General features: G+C 45.6%; 22 protein-coding genes and 8 tRNA genes. 24 read left to right on the top strand and 6 right to left on the bottom strand.

The window, feature by feature from the left end:
* Positions 1–698 (top strand): RNA-guided endonuclease TnpB family protein (locus EWH91_RS12195; RefSeq protein ID WP_129930307.1); only part of this gene is annotated, 698 nt, incomplete at its 5' end.
* Positions 699–1,088: 390 nt separating this feature from the next.
* On the opposite strand, the gene EWH91_RS15030 is transcribed toward EWH91_RS12195, so the two are convergent.
* The 3 genes from EWH91_RS15030 to EWH91_RS12190 form a co-directional block, all read right to left on the bottom strand.
* Entirely contained in the window at positions 1,089–1,166 is a 78-nt protein-coding gene (locus EWH91_RS15030) for a putative holin-like toxin (protein ID WP_353949365.1), read from the bottom strand.
* A 362-nt stretch (positions 1,167–1,528) separates the two neighbouring features.
* Complete coding sequence (locus EWH91_RS15025) at positions 1,529–1,606, bottom strand: putative holin-like toxin (RefSeq protein WP_353949364.1); 78 nt, start codon at positions 1,604–1,606, stop codon at positions 1,529–1,531.
* Between the two features lie 473 nt (positions 1,607–2,079).
* Positions 2,080–2,946, bottom strand: a complete 867-nt coding sequence (locus EWH91_RS12190; protein WP_129930306.1) for a DUF2785 domain-containing protein — start codon at positions 2,944–2,946, stop codon at positions 2,080–2,082.
* A 730-nt stretch (positions 2,947–3,676) separates the two neighbouring features.
* On the opposite strand from EWH91_RS12190, the gene EWH91_RS12185 reads away from it, so the two are divergent.
* Positions 3,677–5,317, top strand: coding sequence for an L-lactate permease (locus EWH91_RS12185; protein WP_129930305.1), 1,641 nt, complete (start codon positions 3,677–3,679; stop codon positions 5,315–5,317).
* Positions 5,318–5,340: 23 nt separating this feature from the next.
* On the opposite strand, the gene EWH91_RS12180 is transcribed toward EWH91_RS12185, so the two are convergent.
* The gene (locus tag EWH91_RS12180; RefSeq protein WP_129930304.1) at positions 5,341–6,003 is read right to left on the bottom strand and encodes a VanZ family protein; all 663 of its coding nucleotides are present in this window, start codon (positions 6,001–6,003) and stop codon (positions 5,341–5,343) included.
* Positions 6,004–6,350: 347 nt separating this feature from the next.
* Here EWH91_RS12180 and hemG point away from each other — a divergent pair, with 347 nt between their 5' ends.
* The gene (hemG, locus tag EWH91_RS12175; RefSeq protein WP_129930303.1) at positions 6,351–7,736 is read left to right on the top strand and encodes a protoporphyrinogen oxidase; all 1,386 of its coding nucleotides are present in this window, start codon (positions 6,351–6,353) and stop codon (positions 7,734–7,736) included.
* Positions 7,733–8,824 (top strand): TIGR04053 family radical SAM/SPASM domain-containing protein, encoded by a 1,092-nt coding sequence (locus tag EWH91_RS12170; protein ID WP_129930302.1) that lies wholly within the window; start codon positions 7,733–7,735, stop codon positions 8,822–8,824. Before hemG ends, EWH91_RS12170 begins: the two co-directional genes overlap by 4 nt.
* Positions 8,825–9,072: 248 nt before the next feature.
* Here the strand turns inward: EWH91_RS12170 and EWH91_RS12165 are convergent, their stop codons facing one another.
* Positions 9,073–10,068, bottom strand: coding sequence for a DMT family transporter (locus tag EWH91_RS12165; RefSeq protein ID WP_129930301.1), 996 nt, complete (start codon positions 10,066–10,068; stop codon positions 9,073–9,075).
* A gap of 320 nt (positions 10,069–10,388) precedes the next feature.
* On the opposite strand from EWH91_RS12165, the gene EWH91_RS12160 reads away from it, so the two are divergent.
* From EWH91_RS12160 to EWH91_RS12090, 16 genes are all read left to right on the top strand, one after another.
* Entirely contained in the window at positions 10,389–10,814 is a 426-nt protein-coding gene (locus EWH91_RS12160) for a universal stress protein (RefSeq protein ID WP_129930300.1), read from the top strand.
* A gap of 198 nt (positions 10,815–11,012) precedes the next feature.
* Positions 11,013–11,825, top strand: coding sequence for an AAC(3) family N-acetyltransferase (locus tag EWH91_RS12155; RefSeq protein ID WP_129930299.1), 813 nt, complete (start codon positions 11,013–11,015; stop codon positions 11,823–11,825).
* A gap of 123 nt (positions 11,826–11,948) precedes the next feature.
* Positions 11,949–12,098, top strand: a complete 150-nt coding sequence (locus EWH91_RS14515; RefSeq protein WP_165364322.1) for a hypothetical protein — start codon at positions 11,949–11,951, stop codon at positions 12,096–12,098.
* Between the two features lie 129 nt (positions 12,099–12,227).
* On the top strand, positions 12,228–13,031 hold the full coding sequence (locus EWH91_RS12150; RefSeq protein WP_483315838.1) for a M15 family metallopeptidase: 804 nt from the start codon (positions 12,228–12,230) through the stop codon (positions 13,029–13,031).
* A gap of 283 nt (positions 13,032–13,314) precedes the next feature.
* Positions 13,315–13,389 (top strand) — tRNA-Glu (locus EWH91_RS12145).
* Position 13,390: 1 nt separating this feature from the next.
* Positions 13,391–13,463, top strand: a tRNA-Val gene (locus EWH91_RS12140).
* A gap of 7 nt (positions 13,464–13,470) precedes the next feature.
* A tRNA-Thr gene (locus tag EWH91_RS12135) sits at positions 13,471–13,546 on the top strand.
* Positions 13,547–13,566: 20 nt separating this feature from the next.
* Positions 13,567–13,651: transfer RNA gene (locus EWH91_RS12130), tRNA-Tyr, on the top strand.
* A gap of 11 nt (positions 13,652–13,662) precedes the next feature.
* Positions 13,663–13,738 (top strand) — tRNA-Lys (locus tag EWH91_RS12125).
* A 6-nt stretch (positions 13,739–13,744) separates the two neighbouring features.
* Positions 13,745–13,830 (top strand) — tRNA-Leu (locus EWH91_RS12120).
* Positions 13,831–13,880: 50 nt separating this feature from the next.
* Positions 13,881–13,955, top strand: a tRNA-Gly gene (locus EWH91_RS12115).
* Positions 13,956–13,961: 6 nt separating this feature from the next.
* Positions 13,962–14,034: transfer RNA gene (locus EWH91_RS12110), tRNA-Ala, on the top strand.
* Between the two features lie 213 nt (positions 14,035–14,247).
* On the top strand, positions 14,248–14,826 hold the full coding sequence (locus EWH91_RS12105) for a restriction endonuclease subunit S (protein ID WP_129930298.1): 579 nt from the start codon (positions 14,248–14,250) through the stop codon (positions 14,824–14,826).
* Positions 14,819–18,028: a type I restriction endonuclease subunit R gene (locus EWH91_RS12100; RefSeq protein ID WP_129930297.1), complete on the top strand. Its 3,210-nt coding sequence runs from the start codon at positions 14,819–14,821 to the stop codon at positions 18,026–18,028. Before EWH91_RS12105 ends, EWH91_RS12100 begins: the two co-directional genes overlap by 8 nt.
* 98 nt (positions 18,029–18,126) lie before the next feature.
* Entirely contained in the window at positions 18,127–19,383 is a 1,257-nt protein-coding gene (locus tag EWH91_RS12095; protein WP_129930296.1) for a restriction endonuclease subunit S, read from the top strand.
* 26 nt (positions 19,384–19,409) lie between these two features.
* Positions 19,410–21,017 carry a type I restriction-modification system subunit M gene (locus tag EWH91_RS12090; RefSeq protein WP_129930308.1) on the top strand — a complete coding sequence of 536 codons (1,608 nt, stop codon included), beginning with the start codon at positions 19,410–19,412 and terminating at the stop codon, positions 21,015–21,017.
* A 299-nt stretch (positions 21,018–21,316) separates the two neighbouring features.
* On the opposite strand, the gene EWH91_RS12085 is transcribed toward EWH91_RS12090, so the two are convergent.
* Positions 21,317–21,469 carry an aspartyl-phosphate phosphatase Spo0E family protein gene (locus tag EWH91_RS12085; protein WP_129930295.1) on the bottom strand — a complete coding sequence of 51 codons (153 nt, stop codon included), beginning with the start codon at positions 21,467–21,469 and terminating at the stop codon, positions 21,317–21,319.
* 138 nt (positions 21,470–21,607) lie between these two features.
* Between EWH91_RS12085 and sigW the strand changes: the two genes are divergently transcribed.
* The 4 genes from sigW to EWH91_RS12065 all read left to right on the top strand — a co-directional run bounded on the left by sigW (position 21,608) and on the right by EWH91_RS12065 (position 24,953).
* Entirely contained in the window at positions 21,608–22,192 is a 585-nt protein-coding gene (gene sigW, locus EWH91_RS12080) for an RNA polymerase sigma factor SigW (protein WP_129930294.1), read from the top strand.
* The gene (locus EWH91_RS12075; RefSeq protein ID WP_129930293.1) at positions 22,189–22,584 is read left to right on the top strand and encodes an anti-sigma factor family protein; all 396 of its coding nucleotides are present in this window, start codon (positions 22,189–22,191) and stop codon (positions 22,582–22,584) included. Before sigW ends, EWH91_RS12075 begins: the two co-directional genes overlap by 4 nt.
* 199 nt (positions 22,585–22,783) lie before the next feature.
* Positions 22,784–23,602, top strand: coding sequence for a diadenylate cyclase CdaA (gene cdaA / locus EWH91_RS12070; RefSeq protein WP_129930292.1), 819 nt, complete (start codon positions 22,784–22,786; stop codon positions 23,600–23,602).
* The gene (locus tag EWH91_RS12065) at positions 23,595–24,953 is read left to right on the top strand and encodes a CdaR family protein (RefSeq protein ID WP_129930291.1); all 1,359 of its coding nucleotides are present in this window, start codon (positions 23,595–23,597) and stop codon (positions 24,951–24,953) included. Before cdaA ends, EWH91_RS12065 begins: the two co-directional genes overlap by 8 nt.
* Positions 24,954–24,973 lie beyond the last annotated feature (20 nt).

Genomic DNA, 24,973 nt, shown 5'->3' with positions numbered 1-24,973 from the left:
ATTATGCTGTGCTGCTTGTTGAATATGAAAACCAAACATTCAACAAAACAGGAAGGCAATTAGGTATTGACCTGGGTGTTGCCGATTTAGTCATTGGATCGGATGGTATTAAGTTCCCTACCATTCGGTTTGACAAAATCTTAGCCAAAAAGAAACATTACTGGGAGAAACGGTTAGCCAGACGTAGATTGCAAGCTCAGAAAGAAATCGCATGGGATAAGCATAATAAGGTACTTAATCCCAGATGCCTCGATGACTTTAAAAATTATAAAAAAGCCAAATTAATGGTTGCTGAATACAATGAGAAAATGACTAATCAACGCAATGACTATCTCCATAAAATTACAATGCAATTAGTTAAAGATAATGATGTCATTGTCATAGAAGATTTGAAAGCAAAAAATCTTCTACGCAATCACAAATTATCCAGAGCAATTGTTAATCAATCCTGGCGGGAAATGAGACGGATGCTTGAATACAAATGTGCATGGTATGGTAAAACATTAGTCATTGTCAATCCCTATAAGACATCACAAATATGCTCGGAATGTGGTTATGATGACGGAAAGCATACGTTAGACATAAGGGACTGGACATGCCCTGGCTGTGGGCATCATCACGATAGAGATATTAACGCAGCAAAGAATATTCTTCGGCTCGGGACGAGCCTTGGTAAAAGAGTTGTGACCTCTGCCTGAACGTTAGGTAAGTGTGCAATGTTCCCAGAAGCACACGACTTGAGTCGTGTGAGGTTCACCGCCGGTTATTTCTCAGACTGGGTGCTTACCTGATTGCCCAACCGAATCTTGTGACTTTATCGTCGTACCGGCAAGGCAAAACGATATACTTTCTTTACCTGTAAAAAAAGCAAGCCCTTCTTATGAGAATGAATGCTGACAATACTTTTGAATGATTGCATTAACTTGCGCGAACTGTGTATAATAACATTAGATCAAGGCAAACTAAATCCGCCAGTGCTTGAACACTGGCGGCATGGCAATATCCGCGTTGAGCGGATGCAGTGCTTCATCAACATTGCGTATTTTACTACGGTCCGTCTCAGCTCCTGCTAGAGCATATGAGGCGGATTATTTCTTTCTGTCTGACAGCATCAAGATAAGCACTCCAAAACTGATCATAAGTGTCATCGCTTGAAATACTGTCATTGGCCCCACCCCCTTTCACAAGGGTGTCACCGCATCCGCTCATATGCATCTTCTATTGTCTGTTTGAAATTATATCACGGAATGTACGTTCGTTTCTTCAAAATCATCAGTTATTATGCCACTCTTTTTTTAGAACTGTTTTTTTAGAAAATCCATTAATTCATTAATTTCCAAACACAGACGAATGATTGCATCGACTCGCGCAAACTGTGTATAATAATAGTAGATCAAGGCAAAATAAATCCGCCAGTGCTGCTAACACTGACGGCATGGCAATATCCGCGTAGAGCGGATGCAATGCCTTCTAGCTAAATCGTTTCTAACCGATCTGCTTCAGCTCCTGCAAGAGCATATGAAGCGGATTATTTCTTTCTGTCAGACAGCATCAAGATAAGCGCTCCAAAACTAATCATAAGTGTTAGCGCTTGAAATACTGTCATTGGCCCCACCCCCTTTCACAAGGGTGTTACCGCATCCGCTCATATGCATCTTCTATTGCCTGTTTGAAATTATATCACGGAATGTACGTTCGTTTCTTCAAAATGGTCAGTTATTATGCCACTCTTTTTAGGATTGTTTTTTCTGCCGCTTCGTACAGCCTCACATGTATACGTATTCAATGATTTTTAGTGTAAGAAAAATCGGGCAAAAAGCGCCCGGTCCTTCGGTTGCTCGCTTTCCGCGGGAACACCGGACAGAAAACCGAATGACCCGGACAACTTCCCGGCGGAACGGGACAAGTCGCCAAATAGAACCGCGAAAAAGACAACTGTGCGCCTGACCGGAACAAAGCGGGCGTCGAACGGGACAATTTCGCCCTCCTTTGCTCCAGATACCGTTTTGAATCATCAACCTTGTCTTGAACAGACATTTCTATTTCAAAGCATTCTGGTTCCTCATTATTTTTATCTGGTTAATTGTTAAAGAAATACGGATTATACTTGTGCTCTATTTTAAATAAAGTCATTAATTTGTCGTTCGAAATTAATGACTGTTCGGAAAACCTCATGAAGAGACATCTCAAAAAGTGTTTGAAATTAATACGGGTAGTTAAATAATCTCTCATTTCTGCAGAATGTGCGGGTACATCAGGTTCATTCAATTGAACAGAATCAAGCCAGTGAAGCAAGTCTTCATGTGGTATTTTTTTATACTTGATCAATGAAATCAGAACGGTCGCAAGACGCTCATCTTCCTCTGCATCAAAAACGTGAGGAGCATGGAATAAAAGAGCCTGCACACTTTGCAATAAGAGTGACCGCTCATTTTTTGTTAAAAATCTGCTCCTGGCGCATTCATCGATTGCATCGCTGATATGTGCAGGTGCATGTGCCCAGCCTTTCCCGGTAACGAAGCTACGATAATCCCTTTCCAGATTACAATAATGAGCGATGGATTGGACAACTTTTTTGAATTCATCCTCTTTCAAAAAATGCTCCGTGTTATCACGGTACAGAATCAACGCAATCAGTAAAGAAGAAAAAGACCGAAGAAAGACGGTGTCTGATTCCGGATTCCCTGCCTGGCAAAAAAGCATTTCTGAGGAGGTTGCCTGCTTAAGCATAAGATGCAGCTGTTCGGACCCTAACAGTTTTTTTTCAATAATCCATTCACAAAGAATACCATAACCCAGGTCATCTCTCAGCTCGCTATCTGTTGCACCCAGTGCCCTCATGACAAGTTCTGCTGCTTCCTGTTCGTTGAAACCGGCAGGGATGGAGAATTGATGATCACGAATCTTGACTAATTGTTTCTTTAACTGCAATTCTTCACTTCTCAAGAAATCACCCTCAAGTTTAATAAAATGCTTGCACGGTCTCTTAACAAAAGGGGATTTAATTTTTCTCTGCAGTCATGGCAGATTATTTCAGGCAAGACAACAGTATCCTCATGTTTGTTGCTAATCACTTTGCTTTTTCATCAAACACATCAATCGAAGTTTCCCAGCCATGATAAATAAAAACTGCTGTAACTCTTTCACTACGATCAGGTAAGTACTCTTTTTATGGAATGCCATTTATCATACCTGTTTCACCCTTCATTGGGATTCATCAACTTCGTTTTCACTAACGGTTTCTTTTGGCGTGCTTGTCCATCAGATAGAAAAAAATAATCCGCCTCATATGCCATTCGCAGTGGCTTTGATTGAAGCAGACCATTTTCCGAAAATGTAAGTTTTGATTGAGACGCTGCATCCGCTCTTATCGCGGATATGGCCGTTCCGTCGACGTCCGAGCATGATCTTATTATACCCGTATTCGGAAGTAAAGTGTAACAGACGGCAATGAAAAGGCTGATCATTGTCCATGACACGACAGACAGACTGGAACCAGGTGCATAGGCCATACAGCTCTTCTGTCATGCAGAAAAATCCAGACTATGACGATATGAAATAAAAAAGTTCATAAAAATGTCACAATTCTATTGCAAGCCGGATGCAATATAGGTACAATCTAGATACAATCAAATCATGTAAGCGCTTTACAAGAATAGGGAAGGAGAAGTGACTCATGCAGTGGGCACAAAATTATAATCCAACGGGGAACATGGTTCTATCCTTTGTCCTGGCCTGTATTCCCCTGTTATTTTTTTTCTGGTGCCTGGCCATAAAGAAGATGAAAGGTTATCAGGCCGGACTTCTGACTGTTGGGATTGCTGTTGTTGAGGCAGTTATCGTTTACAGGATGCCGGTGGATCTGGCACTGAAAGCCACGTTCTTTGGTGGTTTGCAGGGGTTATGGCCGATTGGCTGGATCGTCATTACGGCCGTCTTTCTTTACGAACTGACTGTTGCCTCAGGAAAGTTTCAGGTGATCAGTGATTCGATTGCATCGATCACGGAAGATCGGCGTCTTCAGGCGTTATTAATTGCTTTTTCGTTTGGTGCTTTTCTGGAAGGTACAGCAGGTTATGGCACCCCGGTGGCGATTGCCGGCGGGCTGCTTGCCGGTCTTGGTTTCAATCCTTTTTACGCTGCCGGGCTGTGTTTGATTGCGAATACGGCTCCAGTTGCCTTTGGCGGGGTCGGGATTCCGATTCTGACCTCTGCCCAGGTGACAGGGATAGATTCCCTTTCGTTAAGCCAGATGGTTGGGCGTCAGGTTCCCTTCTTATCATTTTTTGTTCCATTCTGGCTTGTCTTCATTATGTCAGGCTGGAAGCGAACGATGGAAGTGCTCCCGGCTGTGCTGGTCAGCGGTATTTCGTTTGCCGGTACCCAGTATCTGACAGCCAACTTTTTGGGACCGGAACTTCCGGATGTCACGTCATCCATCGTCAGTATGGTCTGTCTTGTCCTGTTATTGAAATTCTGGCAGCCCAAATCACTTTTTCGTTTTAAAAACGAAATTCATAAATCGGAAGCGGGACGCGATGATTCCAGGCGTGTGCATTCTTTTGGGCAAATTTTGCAGGCCTGGTCGCCCTTCGTCTTACTTGTTGCGGTGATTTGTATCTGGGGCGGTTCAGAGACCATCAAAGCTTTTCTGAGTAAGGCAACGTTGCTTTTGCCAATCCCCGGGTTTGATCAGATGATTGCCCAGGTACAGCCGATTGTGGAGCAGGTCACACCTTATGGGGCCGTTTATAAGCTGGATCTGCTTGCAGCAACAGGTACGGCTATTCTGGTGACCTGTGTGTTAAGCAAGTTCCTGGTTGGGATCAGCTGGAAGAAGTGGGGCACAACCTTCATCATGACGGTTAAAAAGCTGTCATTTCCGCTTCTTATGATCGTTTCCGTCCTTGGTTTTGCCTATATTGAGAACTATTCCGGAATGAGTGCGACGCTTGGTCTCGGGCTGGCATCCACCGGAATGGTGTTCCCGTTTCTGGCGCCTTTTATCGGCTGGATGGGTGTTTTCCTTACTGGCTCGGATACCTCATCGAACGCCCTGTTTTCCAATCTGCAGAAAGTTTCAGCGAATCAGATCGGTGTGGACCCGACGCTTCTGGTCGCCGCTAATTCAACAGGTGGTGTCGCAGCCAAAATGATCTCGCCTCAGTCGATTGCCGTAGCAACAGCGGCGACCGGGCTGACAGGCAAAGAAGGTGATCTGTTCCGGTTTACCATTCTGCACAGTCTGCTGTTCGTCGCGATTACCGGAGTCATCACGCTGCTTCAGGCTTACGTGCTTCAGTGGATGATTCCATGACCACCGTGCAGAATGATGATTACTTATTTGCTGCTCACCGATTGTTTCGGCTGATGCGCGCGCGTTCTTCTGCCGGTGATGCCCGACCAGAGGGTATATATCCCGATGCCGAGCAGTGCTCCGGCAGTGTTTAACAGAATATCATCAATGTCCGTGCTTCGGTTCATACCCATCGAAAACAATCGAAAATAGAGATTGTGAAGAAACTGGATGAATTCAATGGCAAAGGTACATAGAAAAGCGTACAGCAAAGCCTGTTTCCAGTTCTTCGCCCACTTAAAGTAAAGCAGTGAGAAGCCGAGCGGTGCAAGCATCAGCAGATTGCCGGATAGCTGGTAACCTGCTGCCCCTGCTGCCGGCCATTGCCCAATCTGGTCGATGATCGTCCTGAATGGAATCAGATTGACCGTGGAAAAAAGGAATTTCAGGTGTTCAGGCGAGAAATCATGGTTCTGTAAAAAGGTGAACCCGACGAAAAAAACGGTTTTTTGGTACAGAATACAAAAATATACGGTAAAAAGAATCCCCACGATCCAATCCAGGACGGAGTGAAGAGACGTGCGTCTGTAAAGCAAAATCAGACAGCTTATGATAAGTGTTAAATTCAACCATTCATCAAGATTTGGATAGAGAAAACTGTATCTGTATAAGTAGAGTGGAATAAGTAATAACAGGTATTTTGCCATGGGTTCCTCCTTTATCGATGATCGGCTGCGGGCCGTCTATATCCATTCAACACGATAACGCTCTGATAAGCAAGGACAGCTCCCGGGCGTGCCAAGAGATGACGGATCATCCGGATGTTGAAGCAGAAGGAGAGCCATGAAAAGATGGCTGTGATGTGAAAAAGAGAAATGAGATAGAAAAAGGCTTCGGTGTGACCGAAGTCTTTTTTGTACTCTGAAAAAAGTCACAAAACGCTCATAAAATGAAACGGCTTACAAAAGTATAACAGACGTACTCATGCTACTATAAACATATTGACTGCTGTTTTTCCAGGCAGCCGGAAGTTCGACGTAAAGAAGGGAAGAAATTGAAACAACAGAAAGTGATTGTGATTGGGGCCGGCATTTCCGGTCTGGCAGCTGCGTACTATGTGAAGAAAAACCAACCGCAGGCGCATGTCGTGCTGCTGGAAGCTTCGGGCCGGATTGGAGGCAAGATTAAAACCATTCATCGTGACGGATTCCTCATCGAATGCGGGCCGGAAGGTTATATGGCGCGCAAGCCGACGCTGACCCGCCTGATTCAGGATATCGGACTGGGCGACCAGTTGATCCGGTCACAGGCAGGGACTTACTACATCTATGTCAATCACCGGCTCAGGCAGATGCCCAGGGGATCGGTGATGGGGATTCCGACGAAACTGCTTCCTATGGTAACCACAGGACTGATCAGTCCGATCGGCAAGTTGCGTGCCGCTCTGGATCTCGTCATTCCACACGTCTATAAAGATCAGGATATTTCTCTGGAGGAATTCTTCCGCAGGCGGCTTGGCCGTGAAGTCGTCACAAATATGATCGACCCCTTGCTGTCGGGCATCTATAACGGCTCTTTGTCGGATATGAGCCTTGAAGCAACTTTACCCCAGTTCGCCTCGATTGAAAAGAAACACAGAAGCCTCATTTTAGGAATGAAGAGTATACGTCCGCCTGAACAGGCAGGTGCGCCAAAGAAGACGGCGGGACGTTTTCTCTCGCTGTCATGCGGGCTGGACAGGCTGGCCGGTAAACTGGCTTCCTTTGCAGATGAACTGAAACTGAATACACCTGTCCGCCGCGTGACGCCCGGACGGGTTTTCCTTAAAGATGGCACGCAACTTGCAGCCGACGCTGTGATTCTGGCCGCAACGCCGGATCAGTTCGGACCGCTTCTTGACTTTCCTGAAGCGTGGCGTCTGTCCGGGGATAAAAGATCAACAACGGCAACGGTTGCGCTGGCATTCAGGAAAAGTGATGTCGCCCAATTGAACGGGACAGGTTATGTCGTCTCGAAAAAAGAAGGCCTGAATATTACGGCCTGCAGCTGGATGGACCGCAAATGGAGCTATACGGCTCCTGAGGGATATGCGCTGGTCCGGACTTATGTCGGCACACCTGAAAATCCGTCAATCGTTGAAAAGAGTGATGAAGAAATAGAACAGGCCGCCCTCCATGATCTGAGAAAAATCAGTCGGATGGGTACGCCACTCTTCTCGGTCATTACACGGCAGATCGATAATATGCCGCAATATACTGTGAACCATAATCAGCGTATAAAGGCCTTTGAGAAGGCTCTTCAGAATATGGACGGGGTGTATGCCTGCGGCGCTATGCTGCATGGCGTCGGGCTGCCGGACTGTGTGGATGCTGCTATGCAGGTAGCCGGTCAGGCTGTCGCTTATTTAAATCGAAAAGATAAGAAAGCGGTGAACAAATGATAATACCACGGGATTATAATCAGGACCCTTTTATTGTAATCTGGGAAGTGACCCGGATGTGCCCGTTTCACTGCAGACACTGCCGGGCGGCGGCTCAGCTTCACCCCTATCCCGGAGAACTTTCGACAGAAGAAGGGAAAGAACTGATTGATCAGATCTACTCGATGAAAAACCCGCTGCTTGTTTTTTCCGGAGGAGATCCGCTGATGCGCGACGACATCTTCGACCTGGCCGCTTACGCTTCGGGAAAGGGTATGCGCGTGTCGCTGACCCCTTCAGCCACGCCGCGTGTGACCAGACAGGCGGTTCGGCGCTCCCAGGAAGCGGGGATTGCACGCTGGGCATTTTCACTTGATGGACCGGATGCCGCCTCACACGACACATTCCGGGGTGTAAAAGGTATTTTCGACCGGACCATGAAGGGTATCTCTTATCTGAATGAACTGGGCATTAAATTTCAGATCAATACAACGGTGACCCGATTCAATGCCGACAGGCTGCCGGAGATGGCAGAGCTGATGAAAGCCTGCGGCGTTTCGGTCTGGACGCTGTTCTTCCTTGTGCCTGTGGGACGGGGCAGGGAGCTTGAACCGGTCACACCGCAGCAGCACGAAGAGATTCTGCACTGGGCGTTCAATCTGCAGGAGAAAATGCCCTATATCGTCTCCACAACGGAAGCCCAGTTTTACCGCCGGGTTGCTTTTCAGGAAAACCGGCGACGCAGGGCACTCGGATTGAAACCGATCGGCAGACCGCATGACGATCTGGCAAAAGCACCGCGCGGGACGAATGATGGAAATGGTTTTGTGTTTATCAGTCACACAGGGGATGTTCAGCCATCAGGATTTCTGCCGATCAATTGCGGGAATATCCGGAATAAGCCGCTTCCGGACATCTATCGGAATCATCCGGTTTTTAAAGCACTGCGCGATCCAGACTCGACAAAAGGAAAATGTGGGGTCTGTGAATTTCGCTTTATCTGCGGCGGGTCCCGGTCGCGGGCTTATGCGGTAACCGGTGATTATAAGGCATCTGAGCCATACTGCGTTTACTTGCCGAAACGATACAAAGAGGCAGGTGCCAGGTGACTTCAGGTTCGCAGGATATTAACTGATAAAAATCAGACCTCAGAAGTAGAGAGAAGTGTACCGGAGTACGATGTGACCGGAGCTGCATCAGACTTATAATCAATAATGAAGTAATGAACTTCCCCAAACTGGATCTCTTAGAGAGATCTTTTTTTACGCCTTGTATCAGAAACTAATCCTCTCGCGATGGCATGAAAAAAACGGGAGACTGCATCTGATACAGTCTCCCGTTTTCTGAAACAGACCGATTATGATCTGACATGGACTTCATGAGCGTGTGCCGGATGTTGGGCCACTTTTCTCTGTTCCGCAAGTCTGGCTTCTTTGTTGTCTGAATAGAGCTGGACGCAGGATCCGGTAAGAATCAGCAGAATGCCGGCCAGGACATTCGACGTGATGGCTTCACTCAGTATCAGAAGAGCAAGAACCGGTGCGAGTGCCGGTTTAATGAAAAAGACAAGCGAAGCCGTTGAAGCCGAAGTTTCCTCCATGGCCAGAAAATAGAAACTGAATCCAAGCCCGGTGACAAAGACACCGAGATAAATCAGCGTCGGGAGTGTGCCCCAGGATATGCCCTGAAAGACCGGAACGTTGCTGAATGCACCCAGTCCCACACTCTCAAGCCACCGGCTGACCGGATCTATTTTTGTGATCAGCATCAGGACGAGTAATTCCATACTTCCGGCCAGAAAGCTGAAACTGCTCTGTACGATGCCGTCATAGTGGAATTTCAGGCTCCCTTTACGACCGACAATCCCATAAAGAGCGAAAGTGACGGCAGCGATCAGGGACAGAGAGATACCGAGCGGGTTCGTCAGGTTTTTCGGATTGACGATGAAGATCATACCCGCAAGACTGATGGCAAGTGAAAGGATCGTCAGCTTCGTCAGTTTCTCTTTCAGGAAGAAATGGGCAAAGAGTATAACGAAGACGGTGTTGCAGCTGAATAGAATGGCGACCGTCGATGCCTTTGAATACACAATAGCCATCTGGAAAAAGGTCATGCTGACCACAACGCACATAAATCCCGAAAACATAAAGTAAAGCACATTGCTCCGGTTAAGCGAAAATCCACTTCCTTTTAGATGGCGGACAGCCAGTGGAGAAAGGATGATGGATCCGATCAGGAAACGCAGGAAATTAAGCTGAAGCGGATTGAAATCTGTAGCCACCAGTTTAATAGCAATTTCCATCGTACTGAAAAACAAAGCCGAAAAGGCGATAAAAATATATCCCTTTTTCATATACACAACCTCTATTATCAACGAATTCAGGTGATCTGATCGCATAGTGAGCCGCGAAAGACCGGCTTGGACGAAATAATGAAAACGTTACCAAATAATACTTATTATGTTTAATTATGCAAACTTTAATATAACGCAGATATTAATAAAATGTAAGGGGGTAATTGTGACGGTCTGCTTTGTCACATCCGGAAATTTATGGACAGACGGGTCATCGCCCGCATGAAAATCTGCTTTCATAATCTGTCCGTCTGATTTAAAATAGAGAGAGAAACAGATCTCCTGAGGCATGAAAAAAATGTCAGAGGCGGTGATTGATCATGCTTTTTAAGAAAATACTGGTTTCCTATGATGATTCAGATCTGTCTAAAAAAGCACTGAAAAAGGCGATTGAAATTACCGAACTGGACGGACGTACCGTACTGGATGTGCTCCATGTGGTCACGGTACCGGCCAACCAGTTTATTGTTGGTGACGTTTACCGTGAAGTGCGCGAATCGACATTTAAATATGGAAATGAGATCGTGTCGAAAGCAGACAACCTGTTGCGTAAGCTCCCGAACAGCACACATACGTTTGTCGAGGAAGGTCAGCCTGTGCGTGCGATTCTGACATTCGCAGAGGAAAACGGATATGATCTGATTGTGATCGGCAGCAGAGGGTTAAGCGGTGTTAAAGAGTTTCTGGGAAGTGTCAGTCATGGTGTTGTTCAGCGGTCTAAAGTACCGGTATTGATTGTCAAATGATCCGGCAGGTCAAAGAATTCTGAATGATCAGGCACTCCGAAAATGATCGGAGTGCTTCTTTTGATATAAGAACGTACAGAAATTCTATGGATGATTGTATAAGAACAACCAAAGCGTGCCTGACGAAAGAGTCCGGGCTCCGCAAAGTTCTCTGAGGCGTCATGCCATAAAGAAAAGCGAATGAAGGAAAGATGGAGCATGAGTGAAAAAGATGTGATCAGACAGACGAAGCGGCCTGTAACGCGGTCCAGCCTGGTCAGTGATCTGAGAAAAATTGGCTTGAAAAAAGGGATGACGGTGCTCGTCCATACATCCATGAGCCGGATTGGCTGGGTGTGCGGCGGTCCTGTGACGGTGATTGAAGCTCTGCAGGACGTCCTGACGTCAGAAGGCACGCTGGTCATGCCCGCACACAGTGGCGATGTTTCAGACCCGGCTGACTGGGGAAATCCGCCCGTACCGCAGAGCTGGATTTCGACGATTTACCATGAGATGCCTCCATTTGACCCGCTTCGGACACCGACACTCGGTATGGGCCGCGTGGCAGAAACATTTCGCATGTTTCCCGGCGTCCGGCGGAGCAGTCATCCGATCTATTCTTTTACGGCCTGGGGAGCCGGACGGGATCAGATTGTTTCCGGGCACGCACTGAATGACGGCCTGGGCATGGATTCTCCCCTTGGCAGAATCTTCAACAGGCAGGGATTTGTCCTCCTGATCGGGGTTGGCTATGGAAATAATACGTCCATGCATCTCGGGGAATATCTGTCAGGGACATTGAAAGAGGTCAGGCGGAAAAGTCCCGTCCTGCAGCATCACGAAAGGCGATGGGTCACTTACAGAGACTGGGATTATCATGAGGAACGATTCGCAAAAATCGGTAAGCAGTTTGAGAGCAGTCAGACTGGTCCGAAGCAGCTGTCTGCAGGTAAAATCGGTCAGGCGGATGCGCGGCTGATGTCTCAGCCGGCCATTGTCACGTTTACTGCACATACACTGAAAAAACAGTAATTTTACAAGATCTTTATCAACGATCAACTCCTTCTATATACTGGCCGTTTATTCTGAAAATGAGGAATAAAAGCAGAGAAAACGGGAATCATGGTATGAGAAATCCGGACAGGAGCTGAGATCATGGAGATCAGGGGATATCGGGAGCATCAATTAACCAGAACGGATCAGGAACGTCATGAGAAAACCGTCCGTCTGAACCGTAAATTACTCTTGACTGATTGTGCGCTTGCTATCTCAATCATCATTAACGTCAAACTGATTTTCGGGTAAGCGGATAACGCAGTCGGAACAAGGGTGGGAAATTGTGGTATCCCTTCATTGTTCCTTTTTATTGTGACTGTTTTGTGAGATGATAGGTTTATTAGTTTTTAAAGAATTTTGAAGATAGACAGGAGTACAGTGATATTGAAACTCAAAAGATTCATGGGAATGACGGCAGCGCTGCTCCTTTCTCTGTCCGCATGCACCACAGCTCCGCAATCTCATCAGGAGCCGGATCATGCGTCGCAGCCGGCTGAAAAATCAGCAGAAAACCGGTCTTCTCAAAGTCAGGAAGCAAGCCCGTCTACACAGGATCATGAAATGTCTGCGATGAATCAGAAGGGGATCCATGTTGTCGCCGATCCGGACAGCTCTCTGGTTCTTGTCAATAAATATTTCAAGCTGCCTGACAGCTATGTGCCAAAGAATCTGGTTGATGCCCGGGTTCCCTTCATTTTTTCCGGAAAATCTGAGAAAAGGAAAATGCGCCAGGAAGCGGCACATGCGCTTGAGCACATGTTCGCCGCAGCAGAGAAGGAAGGGATCCGGCTGACAGGCGTCTCGGCTTATCGTTCTCATCGGACGCAGGTCTCTCTTTTTAATTATTATGTGAACAAAGATGGAGAAAAAAAGGCATTGACGTACAGCGCACGCCCGGGAACAAGCGAACATGAAACCGGCCTTTCCATTGATGTATCAGGACGTAACGGCCAATATGCGGCAACTGAAGCTTTTGGCAGGACACGGGAAGCGGCCTGGCTCACGCAGCATGCGCATGAATATGGATTTATCATCCGTTATCCGAAAGGGAAAGAATCCATTACCGGTTATGAATATGAGGCGTGGCATCTGAGATATGTCGGACGTTCCGCTGCAACCACTATATTTAAGAGAGGACTTGCGCTTGAAGAATATCTGGGCGACGTCCCGGTTTCAAAATAATCACAGCCAAAGCCTTTCGCTCAACCATCTCTTTGCCCGTGTCAGGCTAAAAGTGTTTATATGGGAGCGGTCGAAATGAGCAGGGTGGTAAATGTTCTGTGAGGTGGCGAGACGGGATTTCTGCTTTTCGGGATAGGTGTAAAACAGGTATAAAGGCAGGGAATGTAGAACAGACTGATAGAGCCTGGTAATATTCAGAAAATATAAGTTTTTATATTTTACTTTACAAGCCTGTCCATTCTAGATATAATAAAGAACGTCGATTGCGAAAGAAAAAGGATATGGCCCGTTCGTCAAGTGGTTAAGACACCACCCTTTCACGGTGGGTTCATGGGTTCGAATCCCGTACGGGTCACCATGGAGGATTAGCTCAGCTGGGAGAGCGTCTGCCTTACAAGCAGAGGGTCATAGGTTCGAGCCCTATATCCTCCATCATTTCGCCGGTCTAGCTCAATTGGCAGAGCAACTGACTTGTAATCAGTAGGTTGGGGGTTCAAGTCCTCTGGCCGGCACCATAGTTTGCAGCGCTTACCGTGGAGGGATAGCGAAGTGGCTAAACGCGACGGACTGTAAATCCGTTCCCTCAGGGTTCGAAGGTTCGAATCCTTCTCCCTCCACCACTTATACCTGTGGGCCATTAGCTCAGTTGGCAGAGCATCTGACTCTTAATCAGAGGGTCGAAGGTTCGAGGCCTTCATGGCCCACCATATGATGCGGGTGTGGCGGAATTGGCAGACGCGCTAGATTCAGGTTCTAGTGCCCTTTACCGGGCGTGGAGGTTCAAGTCCTCTCATCCGCACTTTACTTTATTTATTAAAATGGGTGGCATTTTTATACACCCTTTATTTTGCGGAAGTAGTTCAGTGATAGAACATCACCTTGCCATGGTGGGGGTCGCGGGTTTGAATCCCGTCTTCCGCTCCATATTATGGGGCCTTAGCTCAGCTGGGAGAGCGCCTGCTTTGCACGCAGGAGGTCAGCGGTTCGATCCCGCTAGGCTCCATCGGAGAATATATGAACGAAGCGATCATTTTGCCGAAGAAGCAAAATGATCGCTTTTTTGTTGTGGTACAAAAAAGCTTATGCGATTTCAGCCGGCGAATGCTTTATTGTTTAAAATGTAATTTTGCGAAATTAAATTTTTATGTTGCAAAATCTATTTTCCCATGATATATTTATATCATCAAAAACGTAATTTTAGAAAGGCACGGTGTTTATGATAAAATTAAGTGAGAGGGTTGAGCTGGTCAGCGGCTCACCACAGTTTCGGCTCACTGAAAGTTTCGATGAACAGGCACCGCTCTACTATTTTTACAGCCAGACCGATTTATCAGATGATCTGGTTGGCATGGTTTCGCCGGATAACGACAATAAAAAAATACGTACAAGGGATAAAGTGAACACGTTGCGCGCCGGGGATGTTGTATTCAGTCTGACTTCAGGCACCGCTTCTATGGTAAGAAAAGTTCACGAAAATTATCTCTACACGCAAAATTATGTGAGGCTCGATCCAGAGAATCACATCGACTCGAAATATCTGGTTTATCTGCTTAATGAAAATAAGACCATTCGAAAACAATTGATGATCGGACTGCAAGGTTCACAAGTATTGAAATATACGTTGAGGCAGCTTAAAGAACTTAAAATGCCAAAGCTTCCATCAATTGAAAAGCAGAAAAATATCGGAGAGGTCTATTTTAAACAGCTACGCTTGCACGCGCTGCGAAATCGCGTGGCAGAATCTGAGAAGGTCATTCTTTTAAAACGGTTAGAGGAGGCTACTTATGATGAATGAAACCCGATTTGAAACGGAACTGATTCAGTATATAACCAGTGGAACCATTACAGCGCCTGAACACTTAAAAAGAACGGGTGATTCTGCAGTTCATGAAAAACCGCTTGATTACGTGGTTAAAACGAAACTCTGGAAATATGAACCGCAAATCAAAACGACAGATCAGCTTTGGGCTAATTTTAAAGCCATTCTTGAACAGCATAATCATAACACGCTTGATCATCCGCTAAGTACTGTTGAATTTAATCAGGTAAAGAAAATCATCTCCGACCTTAAAACGCCTTATGAAGCGGGGCAATTCTTATACGGTTTAAACGGTGTATCGCAAATTGAGATTGATCTGGATGATGGGCGACATGTCTTCTTAACCGTATTCGATCAGAAACAGATTGGGGCAGGCAATACCGTCTATCAGGTAGTCAATCAAATTGAACGGCCGGCGGTCATTACCGGTAAGCCAAATCGCCGTTTCGATACGACACTTATGATCAACGGTTTACCGATTATTCAGATTGAAGAGAAGCGTGAAACGCATGATGTGAATGAAGCACTGAATCAAATGCATCAATATGCTGATGAAAATCAATACCGCGATATTTTTTCAACCTTGCAGATTTTAGTTGCGATCACGCCAAATAATGTCAAGTATATGGCCAATACAACGGCCGATAAATTCAATAAGGATTTTGCATTTAACTGGCAGCGTAAAAGCGACAATACCATCGTACGAAACTGGAAAGAGTTTGCGGATTCCATGCTTAGCATTCCAATGGCCCATCAAATGGCGACGAATTATATGATTCTGGATGGGACGAAAAATAAGCAGATGCTTAAAGTCATGCGTCCTTACCAGGTATATGCTACGCAAAATGTCATTGAAAATCTGAAGCACGTTGATTTTGAACTGGGAATGAACAAGGTCGGTTACATATGGCACACAACAGGTTCAGGTAAAACCATCACAAGTTTCAAAACCGCATGGCTTGCCAGTCGCATGCCTAAAGTGGATAAAGTCGTTTTTGTTGTTGACCGAATTGCCTTGACGAAACAAACAAATGAAAACTATCAGGCGTATGATCCGGACAGCACAGAAGATGCACTTGGAAGTGTTCAAAATACGGATAATACCAAAGACTTAAATCGCAAACTCAAAAGTAAAGACAATAACATCATTGTGACCAGTGTTCAAAAGCTCGAGACGCTTGTTAAGCGGACATCTTTCAAAGCGCCTGATAAAAACATCGTCTTTATTGTCGATGAGGCGCACCGTTCTACGGGTGGAGAAAGTTTTGCAAGGATTCAGAAAGCGTTCAAAAAATCAGCCTGGGTGGGTTACACCGGAACACCAATGTTTGATGAGACGACGACCGGACTTCGTACAGAAGATATCTTCGGCCCGCTGCTCCATGCGTATACGATTCGTGAAGCCATTGCCGATCGAAACGTCCTGGGCTTCAAAGTTGATTTTGAAACAACCATTGACGAAGAGCAGATGAAGAGGGAATACTTACCGAAATTCTATCGTGAGCGTTATCCCAAATGGACAGACGCGCAAATCAAAGACAAGATTAAAAATTTGTCGCAGGAAGATATGGACGATGCAGTTGAGCCAAGCTTCTATGATGAAAACCCGGATCATGTTCGATTGGTGGTTGAAGATATTTTCAAGAACTGGCGTAATCGTTCAAATGAGGGCAAATATAACGCCTTATTAACGACGCATGTAGGGGGTGGCAAAGCAAGTACGCCCATGGCGTTGATGTATTTCAATGAATTTCAGCGTGTCAATGCTGAACACAGGAAGAATGGCGGCCTGACGCTGAAAGTTGCAGTGACCTTCAGCCTCAATGCTTCTAATAGTGACAGTATGCTTGCGACCAATCAGGGCCTGCACGATGCAATCAAAGCTTATAATGAAGAATTCGGAACATCCTTTGGTATGGATGATGTCTCCGGGTACACGCAAGATGTGACAAGTCGATTGAACAAGTCGGCAACGGATAAGAATTACCTGGATCTTGTGATTGTTGTCGACCAGCTCTTAACGGGTTTTGATGCACCGGAACTTAATACGCTTTATGTGGACAGAACACTTAAAGGAGCAGGACTTATTCAGGCCTACTCCAGAACAAACCGTATTGCCGATATGCAGGAGAAACCGTGGGGACGCGTGGTCAACTACAGATGGCCGGCGCAAAACGAAAAATTGATGAATCAGGCACTTGCCATTTACGCCAATAAAAATTCAGCCGATTTGTCAGACGATGATCGGCGCCGGTTTAATAAAAAAGCGGGTCTCACCGCTAAGTCGTTTGAAGAAGTGTTTAATGAAGTGAAAAAAGTTGTCGGAAAGCTTAGCCAGTTAACCCGTGAATTTCAACAGCTGCCGCCATCTGAAAAGCAAAAAGAGGATATGCTCGATTTGTTACGTGATTATCATGCCGGCATGGCAAAGCTGAAACAATACGACCCTGATGAAGTTAATGGTGAAAAAACAGGGTTTGATTATGATCACCCTGATGAATTGATTGAAAAATTAGGCATGACTTCTGAACAGGAAACAATGCTGACAACCGTTCTGACAAACGAATTGAAGCAGCATATTTCTAAGGAGAAAAAAATTCCCTTATACGAAATTGAGCTAAAAATGACGCATGTTAAGGATGTTAAAATCGATTATGATTATTTGACAGAACTGGTTGAGCGACTGTTGAACCAGGTTCACGAGGGACAGACTGAAGCAGCCCGGGAAACCCAGGAGAAGATTAAACAATTTGCGAACAGTCTGGATGATCGAAACTATGCGACCAGGATTATCAATGCTGCGCTTGCGATCATCAAAGGTCATTTCCCGCCGGATGGGGCTGATTTCACATATCCTGTGAAACTTTCTGACAGTGAACAAATCATTCAACAGGCAAACACGATCAGTCTGGACCGGATGTTTTTAGACTTCCGCGTTAAGTGGGGAATTACGGATATTATTACAAGCAGCCAAATGCGTGAGCTGTTCAGTCGCCATCGCTATGGTTTGCAGGACCTGGACGATACCGGTCAGATACGAGATATCATCGCTCAGGCCAGCACTGATTATAAGACCATGGCACACGACGAAGCCATTCAAAATCTTTCAAAAATCAAGTACCGTAATGGTTTGCGTGAAGCGATCTATGAACTGGCTGATGATCTTGTAAAATACTGATTTTATTCCGTTTTCAGCAATAGAGCGGGTTGAAAGTGAAAACCCGGTTTTGAATCTAAGGCGACAAAAGAGATAAAAAAGATTAGGTGGCAATGATAATGAGTGAAAATAACACAAACGTACCCAAAATAAGGTTCCCGGGTTTCACTGGCGCTTGGAAACAGCGGAAGTTGGGGGATGTGACCAATGTTTTTGATGGAACGCATCAAACTCCTGATTATAAGGACAAGGGAATTATGTTTTTATCCGTTGAAAATATCAAGACGTTACATTCCAAAAAATACATTTCCAAAGACGCATTTGAAAAAGAATTTAAGGTTAGACCTGAAAAAGGCGATGTACTTATGACTCGTATTGGAGATATCGGAACTGCCAATGTTGTTGAAGCCGATGATCCAATTGCCTATTATGTAAGCCTTGCACTACTTAAGCAAAAACAAAGTAATCCATATTTTTTGCAAGCGAGTATTCATTCGCCATCAACACAAAATGAAATTTGGAGACGAACGCTGCACATAGCATTTCCGAAAAAGATTAATAAAAACGAAGTAGCAAATGTGCCTATCAAAATTCCCAGTCGTGAAGAACAAGATATTATTGGTACTTTTTTTCGCAACCTCGACCGCCTCATCACCCTTCATCAGCGTAAGTTAAGTCACTTGCAGGATGAGAAGAAAAGTTTGCTGCAAAAAATGTTTCCGAAAAAGGGTGAAAATGTTCCTGAAATCCGTTTTCCTGGATTTACTCACGCTTGGAAACAGCGGAGGTTCGATACGGTGTTTGCCCACATACCCAATAACACGCTTTCAAGAGCGAACTTGAATTATTCAATTGGCAAGATTAAAAGTGTTCATTACGGCGACATTCTTATCAAATATGGGGCTGTGACAGACTGCAAAAAAGATGAGATTCCTTTCATAACAGGAGGAGAGATTTCCGATTATCGGAGCCAACTTCTCCAAGAAGGAGACGTCTTAATTGCCGATGCTGCTGAAGATGAAACAGTCGGGAAAGCTACTGAAATAGTGGGAATTTCCAACATTCCCGTGGTATCGGGATTGCATACTATTGCTTGCAGACCAAAAGTGAAAATGCAACCTTGCTATTTGGGATACTATATGAATTCGCCTTCTTATCATCATCAATTATTACCGCTAATGCAGGGAATCAAAGTGCTTTCGATTAGCAGGACGAATCTTGCCAAGACGACAGTATTCTATCCGATTTCAAAGCAAGAGCAATCACAAATCGGCATGTTTTTCCAGGACCTCGATCACCTCATCACCCTTCATCAGCGTGAGTTGGATCATTGCAAGAAATTAAAGAAAGCTTTGTTGCAACAAATGTTTGTTTAAATTCAAAATCGAAAGGAAATCAAAACATGAGTAACAAATTACAAAGCATTAAAAGCATTAACAGTCGGCTCTGGGCGATGGCAAACGAACTGCGTGGAAATATGGACGCATCAGAGTACAAAAACTACATCCTGGCATTTATGTTCTATCGTTATTTGTCAGAACATCAGGAGCAATACCTGGTAGATTATAATGTGATTGATGTGGCAAACGGTCAATCCATTAATGACGCCTATAAAGAACAGGCCGCAGGAGACGACCTGGCTGAATATTTAGAAGATATTTCATCAAGTTTAGGTTATGCGATTGCACCGGACGATACCTGGGCATCGCTGATCAATAAAATCAATAACAGCCAGGTGATCCCAAGCGATTATCAGACTATTTTTGATAACTTCAATAAAAATGCCGGACTGAATAAAGAGGCGGTACAGGACTTCCATGGTGTATTCAACGATATTAACCTGGGAGACTCCCGCCTTGGCAGCTCGACAAATGAGCGTGCCAAATCACTTAACCGTATCGTCAAATTGATTAACGGGATTGCCTATAAAGGTGAAGACGGAGAAGATATTCTCGGTGCGATTTATGAATATTTAATTGGTCAATTTGCTGCAAGTGCAGGTAAAAAAGGTGGAGAATTTTATACACCTCATGAAGTCAGCAAGGTTCTGGCCAAAATAGTCACGGATGGCGTAGAAGAATCCGACCGTACGTTTTCTGTATATGATCCGACTTGTGGCTCGGGTTCTCTGCTCTTGACCGTTCAGGGTGAGCTGCCGGGAGGAAATAAACCTGGCGCGATTAAATTCTACGGTCAGGAGAAAAATACGACAACGTACAACCTGGCACGCATGAATTTGATGATGCACGGTGTTTCTTTTAACAATATGACGTTAAATAATGCAGATACGCTGGAAAGTGATTGGCCGGACGGACCGGATGCAAAGGGCATCGACCATCCACGCAGTTTTGACGCCGTGGTCGCGAATCCACCCTATTCTGCTCACTGGGACAATAGCGAAACGAAGCTGAAGGATCCACGTTTCAGTGAATACGGAAAGCTTGCTCCAAAAACGAAAGCAGACTATGCTTTCGTATTGCACAGCCTTTACCACTTGAACGATACCGGAAAGATGGCGATTGTGTTGCCGCATGGTGTGCTGTTCCGTGGGGCTGCTGAAGGGCGAATTCGCCGGACAATCATTGAAAAGAATTATCTTGACACCGTGATTGGTTTACCTGCGAATCTATTCTATGGCGTTTCCATTCCAACCACGATTTTAGTATTCAAGAAAAATCGTAAAACGAAAGATATTTTATTTATTGACGCAAGTAAGGAGTTTGAAAAAGGTAAAAACCAAAACAAACTTACGGGCGAGCATATCAACAAAATTATTGAAACGTACCAAAATCGTGCAGACGTCGATAAATATGCTCATGTTGCATCGCCTGATGAAATCAAAGAAAATGATTTCAACTTGAATATTCCCCGTTATGTGGACACTTTTGAGGAAGAACCACCCATTGATCTGGATGAAGTGATCAAACAGCTGGATCAGGATAAAAAAGAAATTGCTGAACTTGAGGCCACCATTAAAGAACAGTTGAAGATTTTAGGTGTCAACGTCTGAATGGAGTAGGAAGGTGGCAGGCTGCTTTTCGCACGGCTATCGTATAGACGAAATCACAGGTCTCCTGATGTCAGGAGACCTGTCTTCGCTGTCGATCAGTTTTTGATGATCATTTTATCAGTATAGAAGTAAACTGACTGTTTATTTTTATACTTTTCGATAAGTCAAAACCGTTGTTTATCGTAAAAATTTCGCTATTGGGTATGGTATAATTGGATTAATCCATTGTGACTAAAACGTATGAAAAAAACAAAAATGGCGCATGGGCATGCGCCTGTATATTTGATTCCACTGACGAATCATTTAGTCAGGTGATCATATTTGTTCAGTAACTGATCAAGTCGACGACTCAGGTGTTGAACGTGACGTGAAGTAAGCGACTCTCTGATCGTGGCCAGAATCATTCGACTGCGGGCCTGTTCAATTTTTCTGATCAATTGGGGCTTATTCATGTGACACCTCCAGAATATGTCGTATAGTATCAGGTTACCCGTTTTGTTAATAATGAAACAAAGTCAGATAGTGAACCGCCAGGGTGAAACTTCCGCCGGTTCAAATCGTATAAAATATTGCTGCAAAAGAGGTTCAGGATGGAACATCAGGAGAAGCGGCTGATCAAAAAAGTAAAAAAAGGAGACCATCAGGCCTTTGCTGAACTTGTTGACAGATACAAGAACAGCGTATTTAATATTTGCTTCAGAATGGTTGGAAATCGTCAGGAAGCAGAAGATCTGTCCCAGGAGACATTTATTCGTGCCTATAACCATATTGATCGATTTGACATGAACCGTCGTTTTTCTACATGGATCTTCCGGATTGCGACAAACCTGTCCATCGATTCCCTGCGCAGAAAGAAGGCCAGCGTTTCCCTGGATGCTGAAGTTCCCGGAACGGATGGCCTGTCACTCAATACGATGCTGTCTGATCCGGATGAATCATCTCACCCGGATAAACACCTGCTGCGCAGTGAGACGGAACAGTGGGTTCAGCACGGCATTGCACAGCTTCCGGAAAAATATCGATCTGCTGTGGTCCTGAAATACATTGAAGAACTCAGTCTGAAGGAAATAAGCGAAGTGATGGACCTTCCCATCGGTACGGTCAAGACCCGTGTCCACCGCGGCCGGGAAATGCTGCGGAAAACCCTGGTGGCTTCAAGAGGTGAGAAACGATGACGTGTTCTAATAAAAAATATCTTGCATTAATGAATAAAGTAAGTGATGGCGAGGCGACGATAAGTGAAAGGGAAGAGCTTGATCAGCATCTGGCCTCATGTGACAGCTGCCGGAATTATTTTCATGAACTTCAGCTGTCAACAGAACTGCTGCATCAGCTGAGCCGCCCGCAGCTGCCGGAGAACTTCACGCAGCGTGTGATAGAACGTCTTCCCGCAGAAAAAAGGCATGCGATCCGGACATGGACATCCCGTCATCCCCTGCTTTCGGCTGTTGTGGTCTGCGCACTTCCGGTGTCCTATCTTATGGTTAGGGCGGGACGGCAGAACCAGCTTTCAGAGAAAAATGATGACCATTTTATTATGCTTAAGTTGCCGGGAGAGCGTTCCTGAAAGAATAGTCCCGCGCTCTCCCGTATTCATTGATTCATACTGCTGAATGAAAAATAGGAGTGAACGGTGTCCGGATGCACCCTGACCTTCCGGCTGAGTCATTCGGACTTTACTGTTGTCTGCCTGAGGGGCCGTACAGGATTGCGCCGGCCCCGTATTCATATCGTGATACGAACGGCTGATTTGGAGGAGAAAAGCCATGTCTTTATGGGCTCATTTCAACATTTTAAACTATCTTACGGATATTATTGATATTCTGATTGTCAGTTATCTGATATATAAGGTTATCATGATTATCCGGGGCACAAAGGCCGTTCAGCTTGCGAAGGGTATATTGCTCATTGTCGGGGTCTGGTTCCTGAGCAGTCTGTTTCATTTAAGAACGCTCGAATGGATCCTGAACAATGCGATTACATATGGGCTGTTCGCGATCATTGTGATCTTCCAGCCGGAACTCAGACGCGTGCTTGAACAGCTGGGTCGTGGTAAACTGTTTTCCAGAGGAACAGTTGTCGAAGAGCAGCATAAACAGATGATCGAGTCGGTGGTCAAAGCTGCCTCTTACATGTCTAAAAGGCGAATTGGCGCCCTGATGTCGATTGAACGCAAGACAGGGCTCAATGATTACATTGAAACTGGCATTCCGATCAGCGGAAATCTGACCTCTCAGTTATTAATCAATATCTTTATTCCGAACACGCCGCTGCATGATGGAGCAGTGATCATCCGGGGCAATGAAGTTATTGCCGCAGCTTGCTATCTGCCACTGTCAGAAAGCCCGTTTATTTCCAAAGAGCTGGGTACACGGCATCGCGCGGCGATGGGGGTCAGTGAGGTTACCGATGCACTGACTGTCGTCGTTTCAGAGGAGACGGGCGGCATCATGGTGACAAAAAACGGTGAAATGTTCCGGGAAATATCAGAAGAACAGCTATCGGAAATGCTGCAGCATGAACTGAACAATCCCGCACCGGCTTCGTCCTCATTTCTCAACTGGAGAGGAAAACATCATGGATAAACTTCTGCACAACAACTGGTTTGTAAAAATCATATCATTTGTCACTGCGATGATGCTTTACGCCATTGTGACTGCAGGCAACGGTCAGCCTCCTGCCCCTTCGGACGTCAGTAAAACAGCTGATGGTTCACAGCAGACGACGATGAGCGTAAAATTAGATGCGAGATACGACTCGGATCGGTACGTGATCAGCGGAGCCCCTGAGCGGGTCAACCTGCGCCTGACGGGTTCAAATGACCTGATTCTGAAGGCCCGTCCGCTTGCAGGTAAAAGTGCATTTATTGACATGACAGGAATGAAGCCGGGAACCTATGATGTACAGATTCAGACGAAAGGCTTCCCGGGCGGACTTAAGGTGACACCTGTTCCCCGTAAGGTACGGGTGACGCTTCAGGAGAAGACAAGTAAAGAAATGCCGGTCTCAGTGGATATCCTGAATAAGGATTCTATAGGTGAAGATTATCAGATCGGGGATCCAGTTATCGATCAGCAGCGCGTGACGATTACCGGAGGCAAAGAAACGGTGGATTCTATTGCCTTTGTCAGAGGCGTGGTTAACCTCAAAGGGGCGGACTCCACAGTAGACAAAATGATCTCACTGCACGCTTACGATAACAGTGGATCCCAGGTTAATACGGATATTTCGCCGTCCTCCGTACATGTGCGTGTGCCGATTACGAGAGTCTCAAAACAATTAGATATTCAGGGTATTACAACAGGGAAGCCAGCCGATGGTTATTCAGTAAGTTCACTTGAGCTCTCAGAAAAACAGGCCACTGTATTCGCTGAAGATGGAGATGCACTGAATGAGATCACGGCCATTGAACCGCTGTCTGTATCTGTTGATGGTCTGAAAGAGGATCGAACAGTGAATGTCAATGTCCCCGTACCGCCGGGTGCAACAAAGGTAACGCCAAAAACCGTCAAAGTGACGGTGCACATTGTTCCCTCTGAAAAGCCGGCTTCCGGTCAGGATGGGGATTCATCATCATCATCTTCCGGCGCATCTTCATCGGGCAGTTCTGGCTCATCATCGGACAGTTCCGGTTCATCATCATCGTCGGGGCAGAGCGAAGCCAGTACTGAAACAAGGAAATTCAGCTCTGTTCCTGTGACTGCAGCCAATCTGTCGGATAACCGCAGGGCCACGTTGGATCATAACAGTGCTGTTGATGTTTCAGTCACAGGAAAAGCTTCCGACATGGACCGTCTGGACAGGGACGACATTCGTGCAGAAGTGGATCTTAAAGGTCTGGATACGGGCGATCACCAGGTTCAGGTTTCTGTTGCCGTCCCTGAAGGCATGACTGCCGTATCAAACCCGGGGAAACTGAAAGTAACCATCAGTTAAAAAGGCTTTTGACAGAAACC

The organism is Sporolactobacillus sp. THM19-2 (genome assembly GCF_004153195.1).
In the GTDB taxonomy this organism is placed as follows: domain Bacteria; phylum Bacillota; class Bacilli; order Bacillales; family Sporolactobacillaceae; genus Sporolactobacillus.
The sequence above is the reverse complement of the archived record's forward strand: the minus strand, read 5'-3'. Positions and strand labels throughout refer to the sequence as shown.

Bases quoted from the DNA above. Each gene is read 5' to 3' on its own strand.
- cdaA (WP_129930292.1), top strand. From the start codon at position 22,784: ATGTCTTTATGGGCTCATTTCAACATTTTAAACTATCTTACGGATATT.
- EWH91_RS12065 (WP_129930291.1), top strand. From the start codon at position 23,595: ATGGATAAACTTCTGCACAACAACTGGTTTGTAAAAATCATATCATTT.
- EWH91_RS14515 (WP_165364322.1), top strand. From the start codon at position 11,949: ATGGAGATCAGGGGATATCGGGAGCATCAATTAACCAGAACGGATCAG.
- EWH91_RS12155 (WP_129930299.1), top strand. From the start codon at position 11,013: ATGAGTGAAAAAGATGTGATCAGACAGACGAAGCGGCCTGTAACGCGG.
- EWH91_RS12085 (WP_129930295.1), bottom strand. From the start codon at position 21,469: ATGAATAAGCCCCAATTGATCAGAAAAATTGAACAGGCCCGCAGTCGA.
- EWH91_RS12185 (WP_129930305.1), top strand. From the start codon at position 3,677: ATGCAGTGGGCACAAAATTATAATCCAACGGGGAACATGGTTCTATCC.
- EWH91_RS15030 (WP_353949365.1), bottom strand. From the start codon at position 1,166: ATGACAGTATTTCAAGCGATGACACTTATGATCAGTTTTGGAGTGCTT.
- EWH91_RS12160 (WP_129930300.1), top strand. From the start codon at position 10,389: ATGCTTTTTAAGAAAATACTGGTTTCCTATGATGATTCAGATCTGTCT.
- EWH91_RS12075 (WP_129930293.1), top strand. From the start codon at position 22,189: ATGACGTGTTCTAATAAAAAATATCTTGCATTAATGAATAAAGTAAGT.
- EWH91_RS12170 (WP_129930302.1), top strand. From the start codon at position 7,733: ATGATAATACCACGGGATTATAATCAGGACCCTTTTATTGTAATCTGG.
- EWH91_RS12100 (WP_129930297.1), top strand. From the start codon at position 14,819: ATGAATGAAACCCGATTTGAAACGGAACTGATTCAGTATATAACCAGT.
- EWH91_RS12095 (WP_129930296.1), top strand. From the start codon at position 18,127: ATGAGTGAAAATAACACAAACGTACCCAAAATAAGGTTCCCGGGTTTC.
- sigW (WP_129930294.1), top strand. From the start codon at position 21,608: ATGGAACATCAGGAGAAGCGGCTGATCAAAAAAGTAAAAAAAGGAGAC.
- EWH91_RS12180 (WP_129930304.1), bottom strand. From the start codon at position 6,003: ATGGCAAAATACCTGTTATTACTTATTCCACTCTACTTATACAGATAC.
- EWH91_RS12105 (WP_129930298.1), top strand. From the start codon at position 14,248: ATGATAAAATTAAGTGAGAGGGTTGAGCTGGTCAGCGGCTCACCACAG.
- EWH91_RS15025 (WP_353949364.1), bottom strand. From the start codon at position 1,606: ATGACAGTATTTCAAGCGCTAACACTTATGATTAGTTTTGGAGCGCTT.
- EWH91_RS12090 (WP_129930308.1), top strand. From the start codon at position 19,410: ATGAGTAACAAATTACAAAGCATTAAAAGCATTAACAGTCGGCTCTGG.
- EWH91_RS12165 (WP_129930301.1), bottom strand. From the start codon at position 10,068: ATGAAAAAGGGATATATTTTTATCGCCTTTTCGGCTTTGTTTTTCAGT.